Annotated in this window: 17 protein-coding genes; 5 read left to right on the top strand and 12 right to left on the bottom strand. The window is 53.0% G+C overall.

All coding sequences use genetic code 11. The features are described 5' to 3' along the window. Positions 1–22: 22 nt before the first annotated feature. The gene (locus tag B6A39_RS00710; RefSeq protein WP_083000396.1) at positions 23–1,864 is read right to left on the bottom strand and encodes a putative bifunctional diguanylate cyclase/phosphodiesterase; all 1,842 of its coding nucleotides are present in this window, start codon (positions 1,862–1,864) and stop codon (positions 23–25) included. Positions 1,865–2,138: 274 nt separating this feature from the next. Here B6A39_RS00710 and fabA point away from each other — a divergent pair, with 274 nt between their 5' ends. Together fabA and fabB are read left to right on the top strand one after the other, a co-directional pair. Then, positions 2,139–2,654 (top strand): 3-hydroxyacyl-[acyl-carrier-protein] dehydratase FabA, encoded by a 516-nt coding sequence (fabA, locus tag B6A39_RS00705; protein ID WP_009723939.1) that lies wholly within the window; start codon positions 2,139–2,141, stop codon positions 2,652–2,654. 12 nt (positions 2,655–2,666) lie between these two features. After that, the gene (fabB, locus tag B6A39_RS00700; RefSeq protein WP_083000393.1) at positions 2,667–3,884 is read left to right on the top strand and encodes a beta-ketoacyl-ACP synthase I; all 1,218 of its coding nucleotides are present in this window, start codon (positions 2,667–2,669) and stop codon (positions 3,882–3,884) included. A gap of 87 nt (positions 3,885–3,971) precedes the next feature. Here fabB and B6A39_RS00695 read toward each other — a convergent pair whose 3' ends face one another. From B6A39_RS00695 to B6A39_RS00680, 4 genes are all read right to left on the bottom strand, one after another. After that, entirely contained in the window at positions 3,972–4,706 is a 735-nt protein-coding gene (locus B6A39_RS00695) for a lysophospholipid acyltransferase family protein (RefSeq protein WP_083000391.1), read from the bottom strand. Beyond that, positions 4,703–5,593 (bottom strand): sugar nucleotide-binding protein, encoded by an 891-nt coding sequence (locus B6A39_RS00690; protein WP_083000389.1) that lies wholly within the window; start codon positions 5,591–5,593, stop codon positions 4,703–4,705. Before B6A39_RS00690 ends, B6A39_RS00695 begins: the two co-directional genes overlap by 4 nt. Before the next feature lie 58 nt (positions 5,594–5,651). Then, the gene (locus tag B6A39_RS00685; RefSeq protein ID WP_083000387.1) at positions 5,652–6,311 is read right to left on the bottom strand and encodes a single-stranded DNA-binding protein; all 660 of its coding nucleotides are present in this window, start codon (positions 6,309–6,311) and stop codon (positions 5,652–5,654) included. A 169-nt stretch (positions 6,312–6,480) separates the two neighbouring features. Next, on the bottom strand, positions 6,481–7,860 hold the full coding sequence (locus B6A39_RS00680; protein ID WP_083007822.1) for an MFS transporter: 1,380 nt from the start codon (positions 7,858–7,860) through the stop codon (positions 6,481–6,483). A 171-nt stretch (positions 7,861–8,031) separates the two neighbouring features. On the opposite strand from B6A39_RS00680, the gene uvrA reads away from it, so the two are divergent. Together uvrA and B6A39_RS00670 are read left to right on the top strand one after the other, a co-directional pair. After that, positions 8,032–10,881: an excinuclease ABC subunit UvrA gene (uvrA, locus tag B6A39_RS00675; protein ID WP_083000385.1), complete on the top strand. Its 2,850-nt coding sequence runs from the start codon at positions 8,032–8,034 to the stop codon at positions 10,879–10,881. 182 nt (positions 10,882–11,063) lie between these two features. Then, positions 11,064–11,801 (top strand): Crp/Fnr family transcriptional regulator, encoded by a 738-nt coding sequence (locus B6A39_RS00670; RefSeq protein WP_083000383.1) that lies wholly within the window; start codon positions 11,064–11,066, stop codon positions 11,799–11,801. A gap of 127 nt (positions 11,802–11,928) precedes the next feature. Here the strand turns inward: B6A39_RS00670 and B6A39_RS00665 are convergent, their stop codons facing one another. Together B6A39_RS00665 and B6A39_RS00660 are read right to left on the bottom strand one after the other, a co-directional pair. Next, positions 11,929–12,723, bottom strand: coding sequence for a ribonucleoside-diphosphate reductase (locus tag B6A39_RS00665; RefSeq protein WP_083000380.1), 795 nt, complete (start codon positions 12,721–12,723; stop codon positions 11,929–11,931). Between the two features lie 59 nt (positions 12,724–12,782). Next, positions 12,783–14,894: an adenosylcobalamin-dependent ribonucleoside-diphosphate reductase gene (locus B6A39_RS00660; RefSeq protein ID WP_083000377.1), complete on the bottom strand. Its 2,112-nt coding sequence runs from the start codon at positions 14,892–14,894 to the stop codon at positions 12,783–12,785. Positions 14,895–15,102: 208 nt separating this feature from the next. Between B6A39_RS00660 and B6A39_RS00655 the strand changes: the two genes are divergently transcribed. Further along, positions 15,103–15,660, top strand: a complete 558-nt coding sequence (locus tag B6A39_RS00655; RefSeq protein WP_083007821.1) for a hypothetical protein — start codon at positions 15,103–15,105, stop codon at positions 15,658–15,660. 9 nt (positions 15,661–15,669) lie between these two features. Here the strand turns inward: B6A39_RS00655 and B6A39_RS00650 are convergent, their stop codons facing one another. Genes B6A39_RS00650 through B6A39_RS00630 form a run of 5 tightly spaced genes read right to left on the bottom strand, consistent with a single transcriptional unit; the run spans position 15,670 to position 20,409 of the window. After that, positions 15,670–17,709, bottom strand: a complete 2,040-nt coding sequence (locus B6A39_RS00650; RefSeq protein WP_083000375.1) for a sensor domain-containing diguanylate cyclase — start codon at positions 17,707–17,709, stop codon at positions 15,670–15,672. Positions 17,710–17,732: 23 nt separating this feature from the next. Next, positions 17,733–18,404 (bottom strand): OmpA/MotB family protein, encoded by a 672-nt coding sequence (locus tag B6A39_RS00645; protein WP_083000373.1) that lies wholly within the window; start codon positions 18,402–18,404, stop codon positions 17,733–17,735. 4 nt (positions 18,405–18,408) lie between these two features. Then, positions 18,409–19,224: a motility protein A gene (locus B6A39_RS00640; RefSeq protein WP_083000371.1), complete on the bottom strand. Its 816-nt coding sequence runs from the start codon at positions 19,222–19,224 to the stop codon at positions 18,409–18,411. 43 nt (positions 19,225–19,267) lie between these two features. After that, a complete protein-coding gene (locus B6A39_RS00635) occupies positions 19,268–19,969 on the bottom strand; it encodes an RNA polymerase sigma factor FliA (protein WP_083000369.1) in 702 nt (233 codons plus the stop codon). Between the two features lie 26 nt (positions 19,970–19,995). Next, a complete protein-coding gene (locus B6A39_RS00630; RefSeq protein WP_232318739.1) occupies positions 19,996–20,409 on the bottom strand; it encodes a flagellar protein FlhE in 414 nt (137 codons plus the stop codon). Between the last annotated feature and the right edge of the window lies 1 nt (position 20,410).

Here is a 20,410-nt window from a genome sequence, read left to right as displayed (position 1 = left end):
TGTTATAACATCGCATTTACCTTCACGAAGACGCTTCTTCAACCAGCATTTGCGGCGCCCAACGTTGCTCAAGCTCAGCGGCAGGCAGTGGTCTGGCAAAATAAAAACCCTGCACTAACGTACAGCCAGCGTTAATCAGAAACTGACATTGCGCTTGAGTTTCCACCCCCTCGGCGACCACCTCCAGTCCCATTCCCTCAGCCATTGCCAACACGGCCGTTACAATGGCCGCGTCTGCCTGGTCGTGAGGCAGCTCGCGAATAAACGCGCGATCTAGCTTAATTTTATCTACCGGCAGTCGCTTCAAATAACCAAGCGATGAATAGCCAGTACCAAAATCATCGATTGCTATCGCATATCCCTGGTTACGCAGCGCCTGCAGGCGAGGCCCCATATCCCCAGCACGCTCGTCTAGCAAAACAGATTCTGTTAATTCTAAGCCAATTTGCGATGGTTGTAGCTGGTACCGCTCTAAGCAACTAGACAGCTGAGTTTCAAGGTCGCCCTGAAAAAGCTGCAGCGCAGAAATATTGATCCACACCGTCACTTTTGGCATACCGCTGTACTGCCAATGCGCCTGCTGAGCACAAGCTTTTTCGATCACCCAACTACCGAGTTCAGACATCAGCCCATGACGTTCAGCAAGTGGTATAAAATCACCGGGCGAGATCATGCCATCTTGAGGGTGACGCCAGCGCAACAATGCTTCCATGCCCACTAAATCGCCAGTGCCCGGATGATGCTGCGTTTGGTAATGCAGCTCTAGTTGGTCACCGGATATCAACGCTGCCCGCAAATCGCTCACCAGAGCGAGTTGGGGGTTATCTTGTTTATCTAGCGCGGGGCGAAACCGCTGGCTATGGTTACGCCCTAAGCGCTTAGCGCTATATAAGGCAGACTCTAGTCGCTGGAAGAGCACGCCTGAATCACTACCATCTTCAGGGGCACGGCTACTGCCAATCGTTAGCCCAAGGCGGAGCGATTGATCTTTTATTTCGAATGGGCGGCTCATGTGCTCGCGAAGGGTCGCTACCCACTTATCATGATCGTCGAAGGTCGTCGTGCGAATCACCATAAATTCATCGCCACCGAGCCTGCCCACTACGCTGCCAGCCATATAGCCCGTTAATCGTTGGGCAAAGCGCGCTAGCAAACGGTCACCCTGTTCTACCCCTAAGCTGTCATTAACCGATTTGAGCCCATCAATATCAATCAACGCCATATCCAAGCTTTCACCTGCACGCAGGTGCCTCAGCCGAGAAGACATCAGATCGTGTAAGCGTCGCCGGTTTGGCAACCCCGTTAGCGGGTCTTCATAGCCAATTCGGCGCAAATCCCGCTCGCGTGTTTTTTGGGATGAAATATCGGTAAAGAGACTGATGAAATGAGTAATTTTGCCACGTTTGTCGGTAACCGCTCGGACTTTTAGCCACTCCGGGTACTCATCGCCGTGCTTGCGGCGATTCCACATCTCGCCTTCCCACCGGCCAGTCGCCTTTAACGTGCTCCAAAACGTTTGATAAAACGCTTTATCGTGACGTGGCGCCGCTAATGTTTCTAGCTTACGGCCTATCATTTCTTGGCTTTCGTAACCGGTAATTTGGGTAAACGCGGGATTAACCGTCAAGACACGATTATGCACATCGCTGATGACAATAGCATCGCTCGCCAATCCTATTGCATCTTGCGAAAGACGTAGCCGTAAATATTGTTTACGTATTTGGTTCCAGGCATCCCACAGGCCGCATGCAACCAAGCTAGCCGCCACCATACGTAACGCCGTGTCAGGCACCCACACACAGGCGGGCAGCGCTATTAACGACATCCATACCAGCGGACGATTAAGAGAAACAGACAGCCACATGGCAGTTTAGTGTGTCCTATAAATGAGTCAACTAGGGCATGGATTAGACATATATCATCATGCCGCTTAACAAAAAACATGGATACACCATATTACGTCAATAGGACGTTTATTGTGCAAAATCGCACATTTGAAAAACGAAAGTGCTAACAACTGTTATCGGCAGACAGGTAAAAAGCTGTAGAAAAACATGATAAGTGTCCGACGACGTGCATTCAGAGGATTCGGGAAGTAGACTAGACCCAACTACCATCTTGATACTCGGAACGATTCAGTGACCAAGCAACATTCCTTTGATCGCGAAGAACTGCTGGCCTGCTCGCGCGGTGAGCTATTTGGGCCAGGCAACGCACAGCTTCCGGCTCCCAACATGCTGATGCTTGATCGCATCATGCATATTCACGAAGAAGGTGGGGAGCATGGTAAAGGCGAGCTAATCGCTGAACTGGACATCACCCCGGACCTGTGGTTTTTTGATTGCCACTTCCCCGGTGACCCAGTCATGCCAGGCTGCTTGGGGCTAGATGCCATGTGGCAGCTTGTAGGCTTCTACCTAGGTTGGCTTGGCCATCCAGGTCGTGGACGTGCACTGGGCTGTGGCGACGTTAAATTCAGCGGCCAAATTCTACCCGACGCGAAAAAAGTGACGTATCACATTAATGTGAAACGCATTATTACCCGTCGGCTTATTCTAGGCATCGCCGACGGCACTGTGTCCGTCGACGGACGCGATATATACCAGGCTAATGATCTGCGCGTTGGCCTATTCACCTCCACTGCGAATTTCTGACAGGAGGCTCCCATGCGACGAGTGGTAGTCACCGGCCTTGGCATCGTGTCGTGCTTAGGCAACGACCAGCAACAGGTCTTAGACGCGCTCAAAAACGGGCGCAGCGGTATTCGTTTTAAGGAAGAGTACGCCGAACGCGGCTTCCGTAGCCATGTAGCGGGTAGCGTCGACATCGACCTTGATTCCCTCATTGACCGCAAACTTCGCCGATTTATGGGCGATGCTGCAGCGTACGCCTATGTGTCTATGGCACAAGCGATTGAAGATGCAGGGCTCTCTGAAGAGCAGGTGTCCAACGAACGGACTGGGCTTATTGCCGGGTCTGGCGGGGCATCCAGTGCGAATCAGGTAGAGGCCGCAGATGTCATGCGCGAAAAAGGCCTACGCCGTGTGGGGCCATACCGAGTTACCCGCACAATGGGCAGCACCGTGTCGGCATGCTTGGCAACACCGTTCAAGATTAAAGGCGTTAACTTTTCTATCTCATCCGCCTGCGCGACCTCTGCTCACTGCATTGGTAGTGCGATGGAGCAAATCCAGCTAGGCAAACAGGATGTCGTGTTTGCCGGTGGTGGCGAAGAAGAGCACTGGACCCTGTCTTGCTTATTCGATGCGATGGGCGCCCTTTCAACGCATTACAATGATACGCCAGAAAAGGCCTCTCGCCCCTACGATCAGGCCCGTGATGGGTTTGTCATCGCAGGCGGTGGCGGCATGTTAGTGCTTGAAGAGCTGGAGCATGCTAAAGCTCGTGGTGCCAAGATATATGGCGAATTGGTTGGCTATGGTGCCACCTCCGACGGCCACGATATGGTTGCCCCTTCCGGTGAAGGTGCCACGCGCTGCATGCGTCAGGCCATGGCGACGGTTCAGGGCGATATTGATTACATCAACACCCACGGCACGTCTACGCCAGTGGGCGATGTGGCTGAGTTGAAGGCGATTCGTGAGGTCTTTGGCAATACAACACCTGCCATGAGCTCAACCAAATCGCTTACCGGCCACTCGCTAGGCGCAACCGGCGTTCAAGAAGCGATTTATTCGCTGCTAATGATGCAGAATGACTTCGTCGCTGCCTCGGCTAATATTGAGCATCTTGATGAGCAGGCGGATGGGTTCGACATCGTTAGAGAACGACGTGATGGCGTCACCATCGACCGAGTGCTTTCCAACAGTTTTGGTTTTGGCGGCACTAACGCTTGCTTGGTTTTTCAGCGCTTTGAGGGCTGATTTCTAGTAATGCAATGCACGTGCAATACGCTATAAAAACGGCGCCTTAAGGCGCCGTTTTTATATTCATCGCAAAGTTATTTTAACTTAACGAGAGGTCGGCCGGGGCACCTCTGAAATCTCTTGCAACTGCCCCTCAATCCAGGCTTCAACATCTACCAACACCTCATCAGGTGTACGACCTGCGGTTTCTATGGGCGCCCCAATACGAACCCGAAGCACGCCAGGGCGCTTTATCCAATGACGCCCAGGCCAGCGCTCACCGGCATTATGCGCCACTGGCAGCACCGGCACGCCTGCTCGGCAGGCCACCACGCTCCCACTCTTGTTGTAGCGCTTTCGTACCCCCGGGTCGACACGCGTTCCCTCTGGAAAAATAAGCACTGAAAGTCCAGTCCCCAATCGCGCGACGCCCTGCGTCAACACCTGCTTCATAGCGCGGGCTGGCTTAGAACGATCCAGACTAATCGGTCGCAAAAGACGTAACCCCCAACCAAAAATGGGGAGTCGCAATAACTCCTGCTTTAATACCGTACAAACGGGTGGCTTCATCACCTGCAGAAACACCGTTTCCCACTCACATTGGTGGTTTGCCTGAATCACACAGGGGCCAGCCGGAATATTTTCTCGTCCCTGAATATCATAACGAACGCCACATGCTACTTTGAACCACACCATCAAAAAATGGTTATAGAGGTTCAACAAGCGATAACGGGCAGCCAACGGCAAAAACGGCGCAATTGGCAAAAAAAGAATGCCAATCAACAGCATGGCAGAAAAATATCCCACATAAAAAACCAAGCTGCGAACCAGATTGATCAAGCCAACTCTCCTGTCCCTTCACCCTGCTGTTGTTCCCGCGTCACACACCACGCATCCAGCATTCGCCCTACCTCTAGCCGCCATGGCTTCTGGTGAACACCAAAAACATCGAGCACGCGGCGGCAATTTAATACGCGCCGCAGCTTGGCATCATGGTGATGATTAAGTGCTTGCACATCGCCAAGAGCCACGCTTTCGCCGCGGCCTTCCAGATGAGTTGCCAGTTGGGTGCGTACCATTGAGGTAAACGTGAACGCACTGACAGGCTCGGTGCCTGCTAGGTGGTAAGCCCCCCAAGCATCGGCTCCACAGGCTTGTTGCTGCAACATGCCAATCAACGCCATGGCGACAGCATCGGCAGACGTAGGGCAAAAAATGACATCCTCAGCGGCACGTGCAGGCTGCCCAATCATCAAGCTGTCGATTATTTCGTTTAGCCATGCATGGCTGCCTTCCAGCGCAAACAAGGGGCCTAAGCGAACAATGAGATGCCGGTGATACTCGGCACGAATACGATCGCCCGCTTGCACTAAGCGGCGCAGGCTCTCATCCCGTGGGGCAGGCACCACGTGCTCATCGATGGGGATCTCAAAACCGTCTTCATAAAGCTGGTCTGAAACACACCACACCAGCGCAATGCCTTGTGCTTGGCATGCATCCATACAGATATCAACGGCATCAGCATGCGCCATTACATCTGCAGGTGCCATGCTCAGTGGGTGCGCCAATGGGGGGATAATCACCGCATCAGGTGTTATCGCCTGGAGTTGAGCTGAGGTAATCGTAGTACCCTGTTCAATAACAAGCTCAGTATCCGTTCGACGACTGGCTTCTCGGGCTAATGCCAAACTTAAGCAGTGCCCCGCATCTAGTATCAGCAGCTTCAAGACAGAACCTCCCCCTCACCTAACCCCAAGAATATGGCGAACTATTCAGTTCAGGCGATCAGAACGGAATTTCGTCGTCAAAATCATCGAAGTTACCTGGATCGGGCGCACCATAATTGCTGTTTTGATTGGCGGGGGCTGGCTGGTTTTGTTGGGAACCACGAGCAGGCTGGGGCGCGCCGCCATAGCTACCTTGTTGAGCACCGCCCTGGGGAGGATAACCACCCTGCTGCGGCATACCGCCACCCTGATGGTTCTGAGGGGCAGAGTGCTGGGGAGCAGAATGCTGAGGCGCGGGTTGCTGCTGGGCCGGGGCACCTTGCGCAGGATTATTTTGCGCGTAACCACCTTGAGGGGCTGCGCCGCCCTGGAAATCACCGCCACGGCTATCCAGCATCTGCATGTCGTTGGCCACAATTTCCGTGCTGTAGCGATCTTGACCGTTTTGGTCTTGCCACTTTCGGGTTTGCAGGCGACCCTCAATGTATACTTTAGAGCCCTTTTTTAGGTACTGCTGGGCAATCTCAGCGGTTTTATTGAATAGCACAATGCGGTGCCACTCGGTACGCTCTTGGCGCTGTCCACTCTGGCGGTCCATCCAGGTGTCAGACGTCGCCAAATTCAGGTTTGCTACCGCTGTTCCTGAGGGCGTAAAACGTACTTCGGGGTCTTGGCCCAGATTACCAATCAAGATGACTTTGTTAATACCGCGCGCCATAGGTCGCTCCTTTCAATAATCGGTCATATATCAATATCAGTGCCGTCAAGGGTATCACTGATACGGCTGACAGGCCTGAATGCCATGCAGCAAATGTGTGTTAAAGCTTCGGTATGTGTTTAAACCTGGGGGTGTAAACGCTTGCTGTAAAAATGATAAGAGATGGTCGTTATGGCTTAGGTGGTGATAGCAACCTCGTCAGCGCTGCTTGATCGAGTTCTTTGCGATTCACCTTCAGGTACATCAAGCGCTCCTCCGGCACCACCATCACATCTTCCACGCCCACGACATCAGCCAGATGTTCCATCAACAAATTTAATGCATCAGGCTGAGTATCGTGTAGTGCTACGACTTCGCTGGAGAGAGGCGGTGGTGACGGCATACGCCACATCGCCAGCCACCAAAGCAGCGCCAGCCCTGCGCAGCCGAAGAACACCGCATCGAGACCCCATAGATTTGACAACAAACCACCCAGCGTGCCTCCTAAAAAAGCGCCCAAAAACTGGCTGGTAGAGTACACCCCCATCGCCGTGCCTTTAGCACCCGCGGGTGCTAACTTACTGAGCATTGATGGCAGCGTGGCTTCGAGCAAGTTAAATCCTGTAAAAAAAACAAAAAGCCATACGAACAGCCAGCTCTCTTGGGAAAATGGCAGCCCAAGGCTGCCCAAACTAATCACGATGGCGCCGATTGCCAACAGGCACATTAGTTTCATGCGCTGGTGTTTCTCTGCCACGATCACCAACGGCACCATGGCAATAAACGAGAGCGCCATAATCGCAAGATAAGCCAGCCCGTGATACTCAATGGCAACGCCTGCATTTAATAGCCGAAATGGGACAGCAACAAAAATTGCCATTAACACCAAATGTAGCGAAAAAATTGACAGATCTAGCCGCCATAAATCAGGGCGCGTAATAACACTTTTAAACTGCTGGCGATCCATCCCCACATCGCGGTGGCGCAAACGGCGCGGCGCGGGAGGCACCCATCGCCACAGCACGACTAAACCGACGAGCGTTAACAGCGCCGTAAACCAAAAAACCCCTGCCAGCCCCGCCCAGGCTGCCAGCCAAGGGCCGAGAACCATGGCAATGGCAAACGACACGCCAATGGAGAGCCCAATCGTGGCCATCGCCGCCGTTCGCACCTGCTCGCGGGTTTGGTCTGCCAGTAGCGCCATAATTGCTGCGGCAACTGCTCCACAGCCCTGGAGCGCGCGGCCCACAATAACTCCGCCAATAGAGTCTGCCATGGCAGCGACAACGCTACCTGCGGCGAAAATCAGTAAGCCTATGGCAATAACACGCTTACGACCAATACGGTCTGAAAGCAGGCCAAAGGGTATCTGTAGCGTCGCCTGAGTCAGCCCATAGATACCCAGTGCGACACCAATTAGCAGAGGGGTAGCACCACTTAAGGTGTCGGCGTAAAGCGCCAACACCGGCAGCACCATAAACAACCCCAGCATACGAGACGCATAAAGCCCGGCCAAGCCGCTGATTGCACGGCGTTCAGTGGCCAGCAACAGTGCGGAAACCTTGCGCATAATACCCTTGTGGTCAATAAAGAGGCTGAATAGCCCGAGAGAACCGTCCATTCTAGCGCTTTGTATCCACGCTGGAAACGCCAAGCGCTGACCCCATATCAATATGGGGTTTTGCCGGGAAGGGTACAGCAAACGTATAATTACGCTTTTGCCACGCGATTCGAGGTGTTGATGGACAGCATTCTGGTCAGGGGTGCACGCACCCACAACCTCAAGCAGATCGATGTGGAGCTGCCCCGCGACAAACTTATCGTGATTACCGGCCTTTCCGGCTCGGGTAAGTCGTCGCTGGCGTTCGATACGCTCTACGCTGAAGGGCAACGTCGCTATGTGGAGTCGCTTTCCACCTATGCGCGTCAGTTCCTTTCGATGATGGAAAAGCCCGATGTGGATCACATCGAAGGGCTTTCGCCTGCGATCTCTATTGAGCAGAAATCCACTTCCCACAACCCCCGTTCTACCGTCGGCACGATTACCGAGATTTACGACTACTTGCGCCTACTATTTGCCCGGGCAGGCACACCTCGTTGCCCTGAACACGGCGAAGAACTGGAAGCGCAAACTATTTCCCAGATGGTCGACCAAGTCATGAACTTGGCCGAAGGCACCAAATTGATGCTGCTGGCGCCGGTGGTAAAAGGTCGGAAAGGGGAGCATCTGCAGCTACTGGCAGAACTTCGGGCTCAAGGCTTCGTCAGGGTTCAGATTGATGGGCAAGTACTTGAACTTGACGATATTGCCCCGCTCGACAAGCGCAAAAAACATGATATCAGCGTTGTCGTTGACCGCTTTAAAGTGCGTGATGATATTGCCCAGCGTCTAGCAGAATCGTTTGAAACCGCGATCAACCTCACCGACGGCACGGCGATGATCCACTTCATGGATGGCGATCAGGACGACCTTGCCTTTTCATCACGTTTTGCCTGTCCGGTGTGCGGCTATTCACTTTCTGAGCTTGAACCGCGGATGTTTTCGTTCAACAACCCGGCCGGAGCCTGCCCCACCTGTGACGGCTTAGGTGTGCAACAGTATTTTGACCCCGACAAGTTGATTAGCCATCCAGAGCTATCGCTGGCGGAAGGCGTGATTAAAGGTTGGGATCGGCGCAACATTTATTACTTTACCCAACTGCAAGCGCTCGCCAAGCATTACCAGTTTGAGCTCGAAACGCCGTGGGTTGAGCTTGCTAGTCATGAACGTGAGATTATTTTAAACGGTAGTGGCAGCGAACAGATTCCTTTTGTGTATGTGGGAGACCGTGGCCGCAAGGTAACGCGCGAGCATGCTTTTGAAGGCGTATTACCCAATATGCAGCGTCGCTATCGGGAAACCGAATCCAACATGGTGCGTGACGATCTGGCTAAGTACATCGCCGTGCAGCCATGCGCCACCTGTGGTGGCTCGCGGCTGCGCAAAGAGTCACGCCATGTATTTGTCGATGATCATAACATTGCCGATATAGTGCATTTACCGATTGGCGAAGCGTGGCGCTACTTTGCCGAGCTTTCCCTACCGGGCCGCAAAGGCGAAATTGCCGATAAAATCGTTAACGAAATCCATGCCCGTCTAGAGTTTTTGGTTAATGTAGGGCTCGACTACCTGAACCTGGAACGCAGTGCTGACACGCTTTCGGGGGGCGAAGCCCAGCGTATCCGTCTCGCCAGTCAAATTGGCGCGGGGCTAGTAGGCGTCATGTACATTCTTGACGAGCCCTCTATTGGTCTTCACCAGCGGGATAACGATCGCTTATTGAAAACCTTGGAGCGCCTGCGGGATTTAGGTAATACGGTGATTGTCGTCGAGCATGACGAAGACGCAATCCGCGCGGCAGACCATGTTCTGGATATCGGCCCAGGTGCGGGTGTCCATGGTGGCGAAATCGTCGCTCAGGGCACGCCTCAAGACGTCATGGACAACCCCAATTCTCTAACGGGTCAGTACTTGTCGGGAACACGGGAAATCGCTGTACCCCCCTATCGCATTCCTGGCAACCCTGAAAAACAGTTGGTGGTGCGCGGCGCGACTGGCAATAACTTGCAAGACGTGACCATTAGCCTCCCGCTAGGGCTATTTATCGCCATCACCGGCGTGTCAGGCTCGGGTAAATCAACGTTAATTAACGGCACTCTGATGCCCATTGCCGCCCGTGAGCTAAACCGTGCCACCACGCTCACCCCCGCGCCTTATCGAAAAATTGAAGGGCTTGATCAGCTTGATAAAGTGATCGATATTGACCAGAGCCCTATCGGTCGCACGCCGCGCTCAAACCCAGCTACCTATACCGGTATTTTCACACCGATTCGTGAGCTGTTTGCAGGCACTCAGGAAGCACGTTCGCGCGGCTATAAACCAGGTCGGTTCAGTTTTAACGTTAAAGGCGGCCGCTGCGAAGCGTGCCAGGGCGAAGGCATGATCAAGGTAGAGATGCACTTTCTGCCGGATATTTATGTGCCCTGCGATGTGTGTAAAGGCAAACGCTACAACCGCGAAACGCTGGATATCCACTATAAAGGCAAAACGATCCACGAAGTGCTGGCCATGACGGTAGAGGACGCCCTGGAATTCTTCAGCCCAGTGCCTGCTATCGCTCGTCGTTTGCAAACCCTGTTGGATGTGGGCCTCTCCTATATCCGCCTAGGGCAAAGTGCCACTACCCTTTCTGGCGGTGAAGCGCAGCGTGTCAAACTGGCCCGAGAGCTAGCCAAGCGTGACACCGGAAAAACGCTTTATATCTTGGATGAGCCCACCACCGGCCTGCATTTTGAGGATATTCGTCAGCTACTTACAGTACTCCATCGCTTGCGTGATCACGGCAATACCATTGTGGTGATCGAGCACAACCTGGATGTGATCAAAACGGCTGACTGGATTATTGATCTTGGCCCAGAAGGTGGCTCTGGCGGTGGGCAAATTATTGCCGAAGGAACGCCAGAACAAATAGCCAAGCAGGACGTCTCTCACACAGGTCGCTTCCTTGCGCCGCTGCTCAAGCGCGGCAGTCATGCCAAAAAGCCTTCTTGATGCTGCTAACCTCAGGGAGAGCTTTTGCTCACCCTGGGAATAGCACAAAGCCAGCAAACACTAACGTACAATAATAGGGCAAATCGGCGTTACGAAAAGAGCAAGCAACATTGATCGGCTCTGTTTATAGTAATCAAAACGCGGCCTGTTAATCGTTGCTAACCTTTTAGGAGAAGGAAGCTGTGGATCAGGATAAAAGCTGCATTATTAGCCACTTCAGTCACTACTGCTCGCTAACTGAAGAAGAAAAAGCGCTATTAATCGAATTGGAAGAGAGTCCTACCGATATCAAAGCGGGGTCCCTGCTGTGGGAGGTGGACGCACCTGCGAATGAGTTTTGCACCTTGCGCAGCGGCTGGGCTTACTCCTATCGACATCTAGAAAATGGCGATCGGCAAATTCTGGAAGTATTTTTACCTGGCGATATTATCGGTTTGCGAGAGTTTGCGTTTTCCAGGCGGCTGGAAAACGTGCGCATGATTACTGACGGCGTGGTCTGCCACTTCCCCCATAAGCGCATGCTAGAGCTGTTTCGTCAGTCACTAACGCTGACCTCGGTGATGTTCGCCATTGGCAGTCGCCACCAGGCGCTACTAACCGAACGACTGGTCAACTTAGCGCGGCGTAGCGCTAGGCAAAAAATGGCCCACTTCCTCCATGAAATGTATCTACGCTTACGCCAAACTAATCATGACATCAGTGGACAGTTCCGCTTGCCACTTTCTCAGGAACAATTAGCCGATATTCTAGGTTTAAGCCCGGTTCATGTGAGCCGAACCTTTAGTGCATTGAGTGAAGATGGCTTGGTGTTCCGTGATCGCCATAACGTCACTATCCCCGATTTAAAGGCGCTGGCCACCGAAGGGGAGTTCGACGACTGCTATTTAACCGATAACGTCAGGCCGCTACTCAGCGCTTAAATCAACGGCAGATTATTCGTTCTTAAAACTTGCTGTTCTTAAAACTTTCTATTCTTAAAACAAGCAACGCCGCGTGGCTATCTAGGCCACGCGGCGTTGTTCGTTAGTGTTCTAGCTGGTTTCTGGCTTAGCCGCACTTAGACCAGCCGCAGCCTGCATAGCAGGTTGGGCAGCCATCCATCATAATAAGCTCACCACGACACTCTGGACAGTTACCCACGGTTGCCGGGGCACTGCCTTCAGGCTTTTTTACGGCGTTTTCTTGCTCAACGGCACCGCCAATCGGCTCCACTGCGCCAGCCACTGGGCTGGTGTCTGGCTCGTCGACCGGTGGTTGCCAAGCATGGCCATGCTGCATGCGGTGCGCGTAACGCTCTACCAACATTTCTACCGGTACTTGATTACCATCCTGATCCAAGAAACCGCGCCGATAAAGAATCTGCTGGATCGACCAAGCAATCGCTGCCACTTCTGAATCGTGGAACATTGGCTTGTTCCAACGGTTCATACCACAGCGCACCAGCCCTTTATCCCACGCAACTTTACGCAGGTCAGCCACTGCCTGGGTGACATATCCCCCGCGCGCAGCAAGGGAAAGGCTACGCATCGTCGCCGTAATCCATTGGTGCTCGCTGGAAAGCTGTCCTGATGGGAAAAAGAACTCAACCGGGCGCTCAATGACCACACGTCGGCCACCCACCACGCCTTCTACCGGCATAAAAGAGACCAGCAGGTAAACTTTTTTGCGGCCTTCCGCCCCCACGTAAGAGATCTTTTCGGATACCGCTTCTAACGTACCCTCTGGACGCGAGGGAATCCTGACCGTTAGCGGGTCTTCTTCCGGAAGCTCAGGGGCAGGCGCTGTTTGCTCCTGCTGCTTGATACGGTAACCAACGATTTTTGAGGTAATTTCTACAGCCATGGTGTTCTCCACTTAGCAAAGGGTGTCGGGCGATGTTCTTAGCAAGGCGTAGCCCGCCCTTACCATTTGCCGTAGGTGCCCTCTTTTAAGGCATCAAACAGGTTGGCGGCGTTATGCTCTTCACCGTCGTAGACCACCGTTTCATCGCCGGCCAGTTCTAAGGTCTCGCCATTTTCCAGCTCAAACACGTAGGTGGTGTTTTTTAAATCATCTTCACGTACCAGAACGCCCTGAAATGCTTCTGGGTTGAAGCGGAATGTAGTGCAGCCTTTAAGGCGGCTCTCATACGCCTGTAGGTAGAGATCCTGGAATTTCTCAAACGGGAACTCTGTCGGCACGTTGACTGTTTTAGAGATTGCCGAGTCGATCCACTGCTGAGCAGCCGCCTGCACGGCCACATGCTGCTCAGGCGACACTGAGTCTGCGGTAATAAAGTAGTCGGGTAAATCGCTTTCCACCGCATCGGCGGCAATAAAGTGACGATAAGCGGCTAACTCGAACGAGACAACTTCAACCTGCTCTTTGGTTTTTTTGCCCGATTGAATGATATTGCGGAAATAACGGTGCGAGAATGAGGGTTCGATGCCGTTGGAGGCATTATTACCCATCGACAGCGAAATCGTGCCAGTAGGCGCAATAGAACTGTGGTGGGTGAAGCGTGCGCCATGTTCCGCCAACTGTGTTACCAACTCCGGCTCGAGCTCAGCCACTTTCGCCATGTACTGGCTATAGCGGGCATGCAGAATACGTCCTGGTACTTTATCACCCACTTCATAACCATCGGCAGCGAGCTGAGGGCGCTCACGCATCATCTTCGGTGTAATCGTATGCTCCTGCTCAAGCACAGGCGCCATACCTTTCTCCTTGGACAACTCTAGCGCTTGCTTCCAGCCTTCCAGCGCAAGATGGCGGCTAACTTCTTCGGTAAAGGCTAGCGATGCTTGGGAGCCATAGGGAATTTTAAGCATGGTCATCGTTGAACCAAGCCCCAAAAAGCCCATGCCGTGGCGGCGCTTGGCTTCAATCTCACGCTGTTGCTGCGGTAGTGGCAAGCCAGCAATTTCCACTACGTTATCGAGCATGCGAGTGAAGATCGCTACCACCTTGCGATAGCGCTCCCAATCAAAGCGTGGCTTGTCGCTAAACGGCTCAATCACAAACTTGGTCAAGTTGACCGACCCGAGCAGACAGGCACCTTCTGGCGGCAGTGGCTGCTCGCCACACGGGTTGGTCGCGCGGATATCTTCGCAGAACCAGTTGTTGTTCATGCGATTGACTTGATCAATCAGAATAAACCCAGGTTCAGCGTAGTCATAGGTCGAGGACATAATGGTGTCCCACAGCTCGCGCGCTTTAATGACTTCAACGACACGGCAAGCCACGCGGCCTTCATCATCGACCGTATAGCCCTCTTCAATGACGGGCCAGTCGCGATAAATCAAATCGCCCGCTTTTACATCGTCTTTTTCGCCAGGGTGCAATGGAAACGCCAGCGGCCAGTCGGCGTTATGCTTCACTGCTTCCATAAATTCGTCGGTAATCAACAGGCTAAGGTTGAACTGGCGCAGACGACCGGCTTCTCGCTTAGCTTGGATAAACTCACGAACATCAGGATGACCAACGTCGAAGGTGCCCATCTGAGCGCCTCGACGTCCACCTGCGGATGCCACGGTGAAACACATCTTGTCGTAGATATCCATAAACGCCAGCGGCCCGTTGGTGCCAGCACCAGCGCCAAACACAAACGCTCCCTTATGGCGCAGCGTCGAAAAGTCATAGCCAATACCGGCGCCAGACTTCAACGTCATACCGGCATCAACGACGGAGTCGAGAATATCGCGCATAGAATCACGAATAGTGCGCGAAACCGTGCAGTTAATCAGGCTGACCGCAGGTTTGTAGGCTTCAGCGCCCGCATTGGAAAGGATTCGTCCGGCAGGAATAGCGCCGTTTTCTAACGCCCAGCGGAATTTTGGCAGCCATTCGTTAGCGTTATCACCTTCAACCGCCGCTAACGCTCGCGCGACACGCTCAAAGGTAGCACCCACATCCTGATCAACAGGTTGGCTATGGCGATCTTTTAACCGATATTTGGCATCCCAGATATCTTTTGAGGGAACCTGTAGTGGGACGTCATTCGAAGTCTTCATAGCCTTTGCTGCGGTGCTCATGTCGCGAAACTCCTTCACAACGGGGTGAAATTAGCGCTCAAAACGGTGCGATTATACGTCCTGCGGTTATGAAGTATAGACTTGACTTTACACCATATGCGGCATTTTTTTTGTTAAAGACTACTACATATAGAAAAATCAGCGCGTTACCTTTTGCTTATCTTCAACAAACGATAGGCTAATGTTTTTCTTGTGCGATGCCACCCTTATGCCTACTTTAAAGCCTTTTGCGTTAGCGGCCTTCAGCGCCACCCTATCCAGCACTACGCTGCCTAGCATGGCAGCAACGTTCAATATTGATGCCGCGCAGCCGCACAATCACTGGCAGTCAATGGCGCTAACGTTGGGCAATGAACAACATTTTCGCGCCGTGGAAACCCATAGTTATTCGGATGCCACCTTGAGCTTGAACGCGACTCAGGGTGTTTGCGATTTACCATGGTTGGAAATGCGGGTCACCTTGGCTGAACAGCAAGGTGAAAGTCGCGCGGTTAACTTAGTGCCTACCAGAATCCGGGTGGATGACACCCCTATCATCGATACAATGGCCGAGTTTATTACCGAACGAGGCGATAATGGGTTCTATGCGCACTTCTACCTGAGTGACCTGCAAACATTAATGGATCAAATGAGCCAAGGAGAGCAGCTGTTTATCGGTTTTGACCAACAAGATAGTGACCCTTGGTATATGACCTTTAGTCTTGATGGCGCTGATGACGCCATAGAGAGAATACACCGCCTATGCAATCGTGCTGACAACGAATGATACCGCGTGTCATTGCACGCTTTTTTCAGCGATTTCAACGCGATTACGGCCATTACGTTTAGCTCGGTACATGGCAGCATCGGCCCGGGCAATGATAGTCTTACAGCTGTCATCGGGCTGCCATACTGCGACACCGATACTGACCGTTATCGCTTGGCCCAGGCCATTCACCTGTAGCGTGGCCACTAGGCCACGCAAGCGTTCAGCAAGCCCTTCTGCGGCTTCCATACTGGAGTGAGTCGCCAATACCACGAATTCTTCTCCTCCCCAGCGCCCCAAATGATCACAGCCCCGCAGTGAGCTTTCCACCATACGTGCTAGCGAAACCAATACATCGTCGCCCACGCTGTGGCCGAGGGTGTCATTGATCTGTTTAAAATGATCGACGTCAAACAACAACAGAGCGAAAGCCGCTCCGTAGCGTTTTGCTGCTACCAGCTCTGCATCAATGGCCTGTTCGATACGGTAGCGATTCCACACCTGAGTAAGAGGGTCAAAATGTGCCAACTGCTCTAACCGCTGATTCGCTTCTGCCAGTGCTTTACGCTCGCGCTCCAGGTGCATATTGAGCGTGCTGATCTCATAAGCAGAAATGGCCAGCGTTAAATCTTCCCCCAAATCCATCGCTGCTAGCCGCTCGACCCGTTGCCAGGCTTCGCTTTTTCCTGTGACCTCCTCACACCACGCGTCAGAAGGCGACATCATCAGAGGCGGCTGGGGTGCTGAAGAGGGTTGCATTGCCCAGTAGAGTGTTTCCACTTGTTCAGGGCGAAAAAATATCAGCCAACCGCGCTGAACAGGGTCGGTCGGCAACGGCACTGCCAGTACACCACTCTGTCCCAACATATCTAAAGAGGACGTGAGTGCCTCTTTGGCTGTCTCTTGGGTACACCACGGCCCACTATGGATATGGGCTTTTTCAATTCGCGAGACCAACTGGCTGATTGCTTCTGGCTTAGGGGTATTACCCGACTGATAGATACTGCCTTTCACCCATAACGCAACGCCATTGGCACGAAAAAGCGCCTTCCATGTATCGGCATGCTCCGTAAACAGCTGATAAGGCCCCTGGGGCTTTAAACGATTATTACTTGAAAGCACCAAGCTATCTTGTACACGCTGCAAATAGCGTGCTTCTTGGCGGGCTCTCAGCAGTAACAGCCGCTGCGTAGCCATTTGCACCAAGGTGCGCACCGCATCGCGCACAGGCGGCGTTACCGGGTAAGCTGATGTCGAATGACAAAATAGCAGCCCCCAAAGGCCGGTATCTCCCTGCATGGCCACACTTAATGCACCGCGTACGCCAAGACGTTGTAAGTATTTTTGCCGTTCAGGGGCCGGAGCACGCATGAAGCAATCACTTACATCCACCGTCGCACTCTCCGGTAGCAAGTGCTCACAGGGTGCTTCAATATCTTGGATCAGCCGAACCGGATGGCGCTCGTAGGCGCGCCGTAGTGCAACAGGGAAATCCTTGGCGGGGAAGCGCTGGCCTAACAAGGCAGGTAAACGACCTGCTGCCAACTCGACGCCGGGCTGAACGGCCCCCGTAGCTAACGACTCGGCAACGATTAACCCATGCCAATCGCTATTGAAATGGCACACAGACACCCGGTCATGCCCGGTTAATTCTTGAACAGCTATCACCAGATAATCAAGCAGCTCTTCTTGATGTGTCGCTTCTGCTAGACGCATCAAGCGTTCGTTCACCGTGCCAAGTAGACGCTGCTTACCGAGGGTGTGAAGCGGCTCTATCTCAATTAATACATGCGCACCAGCACGGTAAGCATGTAACTGAAAACGATTTGATCGAGCGGGACATTTAAACGTGAGCGGCCCCGGCAAACGCTGCTGACCTTGTAGCTCGTAGCGGATGCGCTGGCTTAAGCGCTTGCCTAGAACGCTGGATAGCGTTGGGAAATGCCCGTCAGGAAGGCTTACCCCCAGCAATACAGCGAAGTTGCTACTAATCGCTTGTATGCGTCGGCTGTCGGCATCGAGCACCAGTAATGCACCGAACGACTGTAGTAGCGAGTGATACTTCGACACAGAGATAGCCTCAAGAAATCTCTTTACCCCTCAGCCTGCTGCCTTAGCAACAGTTCGACGCGCCGATTGGCAGATCTGCCCTCCGACGTTGCGTTACTTTCCATGGGTTGGGTATCGGCGTAGCCGACTGCCCGCATACGTGAAATAGCAACTCCCTGGCGCTCAAGATGCCGGACCACCGCAATGGCGCGTCCTACCGAGAGTTCCCAATTTGAGGGGAAGCGTGAGGTGGCAATGGGAATATTATCTGTATGTCCTTCTACAGAAATTTGACCTTCAAAGGACGTTAACACGGCGAGAAGGCTTTCTAACACATCTTGCCCCTGGGACGTTAGCACGGCGTCACCACTAGGGAAAAGCAAGCTGTCATCGATACGCAGCGTAACACCTTCTTCGCCTTGAGAGACACTAACGCCAGGAATATTAAGCTCTGCCATCTGCGGCTTCAGTCCACTGTGCCGAGGATGAATGCCGGTTGCCAAGCTGGCCAACGGAAGCGAGATAAAAGCGCTTGCCGAGCGCATTCTATCGCTGTCAAAGGCTTCCCCTCCCCCCGGCGGCGTTAACGCCAGCAGTAGAACAAACAGCGTGATTAGCAGCGTTAAAACATCTAAGTAGCTCGTTAGCCAGCCTTCATCCCCCTCGCCTGACACAGGGGGTAATTCCAGTGCGTGCCGTGAATCACGATCTAGCATAGCGCTACCCTTTTGTCACAGGACTAGCCGTCGGCCGCGGTTTTACAGAGGCATCACGAATCTCGTCATGATAATTAGCCACAAAGGAGTTGAGCGTTTCTTCGATAAAAGAAGGCAGACGTCGTTTGGTAATGAGCGAAATGCCTTCCAGCACCATATTCATGGTGATAAGGCGCTCTTCCGTGCGCCGCTCTAGCTTGACGGCAATCGGTTTGAACACTAAGTTGGCGAGCAGAATTCCATAGAACGTTGTTAGCAGAGCTACCGCCATACGGGGGCCGATAACGTCAAGATCACCCGCATCCATCACTTCCAGCATATTGACCAGCCCGACTAAGGTGCCAATCATGCCAAAGGCTGGCGCGTAGGTAGCCATGGTACGAAATATCTGCGCTTCGGCATGCTCCCGCGCTTTTAATCGTGCAATGCGCCAGCGCAGCATATCGAAAATTTCGTCTTCTTTCGTGTTAGCAATCACCAGTTGGATCCCGGTGCGCAAAAAGGGGTTACGAGTGTGCTCTAGCTCCTTCTCAACCGCCCTGACATCGCCTTTAAACCAAAGGCGCGCCATGGAAACCAGTTCGTTAATATCATCACGCACATAGGTATTTTCACGCCGAAACACCAGTCCCACCAGGCGTACTACACGTAGCACTTCCTTCAGCGGATAACTAATAAAGGTAGCCGCCAAGGTGCCCGTTACCACAATGGCTAGCCCCGGCAAGTTGATAAAGCTTTCTGGCGACTCTGCAGTAAAAAACAGCACGCTTACCAGCAAAAGCATGCTGGCAAAAATACCGATCAGCGTAGATGGGTTCATCAACGGCTCCTCGCCGGTTATTCGTGATTAATTAATAGTGGCGTTAGGGGGTGTCATATAAGCGAGCGCGAAGCCTGCTAATCGCTTGGCTATGCAGCTGGGAGACACGAGATTCGGTCACTCCAAGCACCGCCCCGACTTCTTTGAGGTTCAACTCTTCTTGGTAATACAGCGCCATCAGTAGCTTTTCACGCTCAGGTAAGGCCTCAATCGCATCAATTAACGACTGACGCTGCTGTTGATCTAGTAACTGATCGAAAGGCAGGTTAGTGGCTTCCTCCTTCGCGGGCTCGGCCCCTTCGGCTACCAGTTCTTCAAAGGGCAGCAACTGGCCACTGTTCGTATCGTTAAGTAGTTGTTGATACTCACTGAGCGGCATATCTAGGTCACGTGCGATTTCGCCCTCTTCTGGTGGGCGTCCTAACTGCTGCTCAAGGCGACGCACCGCATCATCCACGGCTCTGGCAGAACGGCGTACACTGCGGGGTAACCAATCACGTGTGCGCAGCTCATCCATCATGGCACCGCGAATACGCTGGCTTGCAAACGTGGCGAATGTCGCCCCCTGGGTCGCATCAAATCGCCCCAATGCTTCTAATAAACCCACCATGCCAGCTTGAATAAGATCATCCAACTCAATACTTGCGGGTAGTCTAACCTGCAGCGTTAAGGCCTGACGTCTTACCAGTGGCATGTATTGGGTTAACAGCTCGCTCTGTTTAATCCTGCCTTGTGCTGTATACATCCTCGTGCCTCACGGCTGAACTCTGTTCACTGGTAGTTCACAATCACTTGCAGTTCCTGCACCCGCACCGGGCGCTGGCCCGGCGTCAGCGCAAAACGAAAGTGCATCGGCCCATTCACTTGTTTACCGGCTAACGCAGAGGTTGAGCCCCGCATAGCAGTCAAAGGAACACACTGCTCAGGATGGCATAGCCACGCATTAACTGGCGCATTAACCGGCATTTGAAAACGCCAATGAATACGTCCTATTGAAGCATGCTCTGTCTGAGCCCCTGCCGGAGGTTGAATGGGCTGGCTACTAACAGCTCGGTCACTCATCGCGACTAGCACGCTGGGCACCTCGGTACTCCAACTGCCCGTAGCCGCATTAACACTCATGGTGACGGCGCTTAGTGCCGCCATCAACACGGTTTTGAAGCTAGCAATCTTAAAATAGCCCATT

Source organism: Halomonas sp. GT (assembly GCF_002082565.1).
GTDB lineage: Bacteria > Pseudomonadota > Gammaproteobacteria > Pseudomonadales > Halomonadaceae > Vreelandella.
Note: the sequence above shows the minus strand (reverse complement) of the source record. Positions and strands in the feature narration are given on the sequence as shown.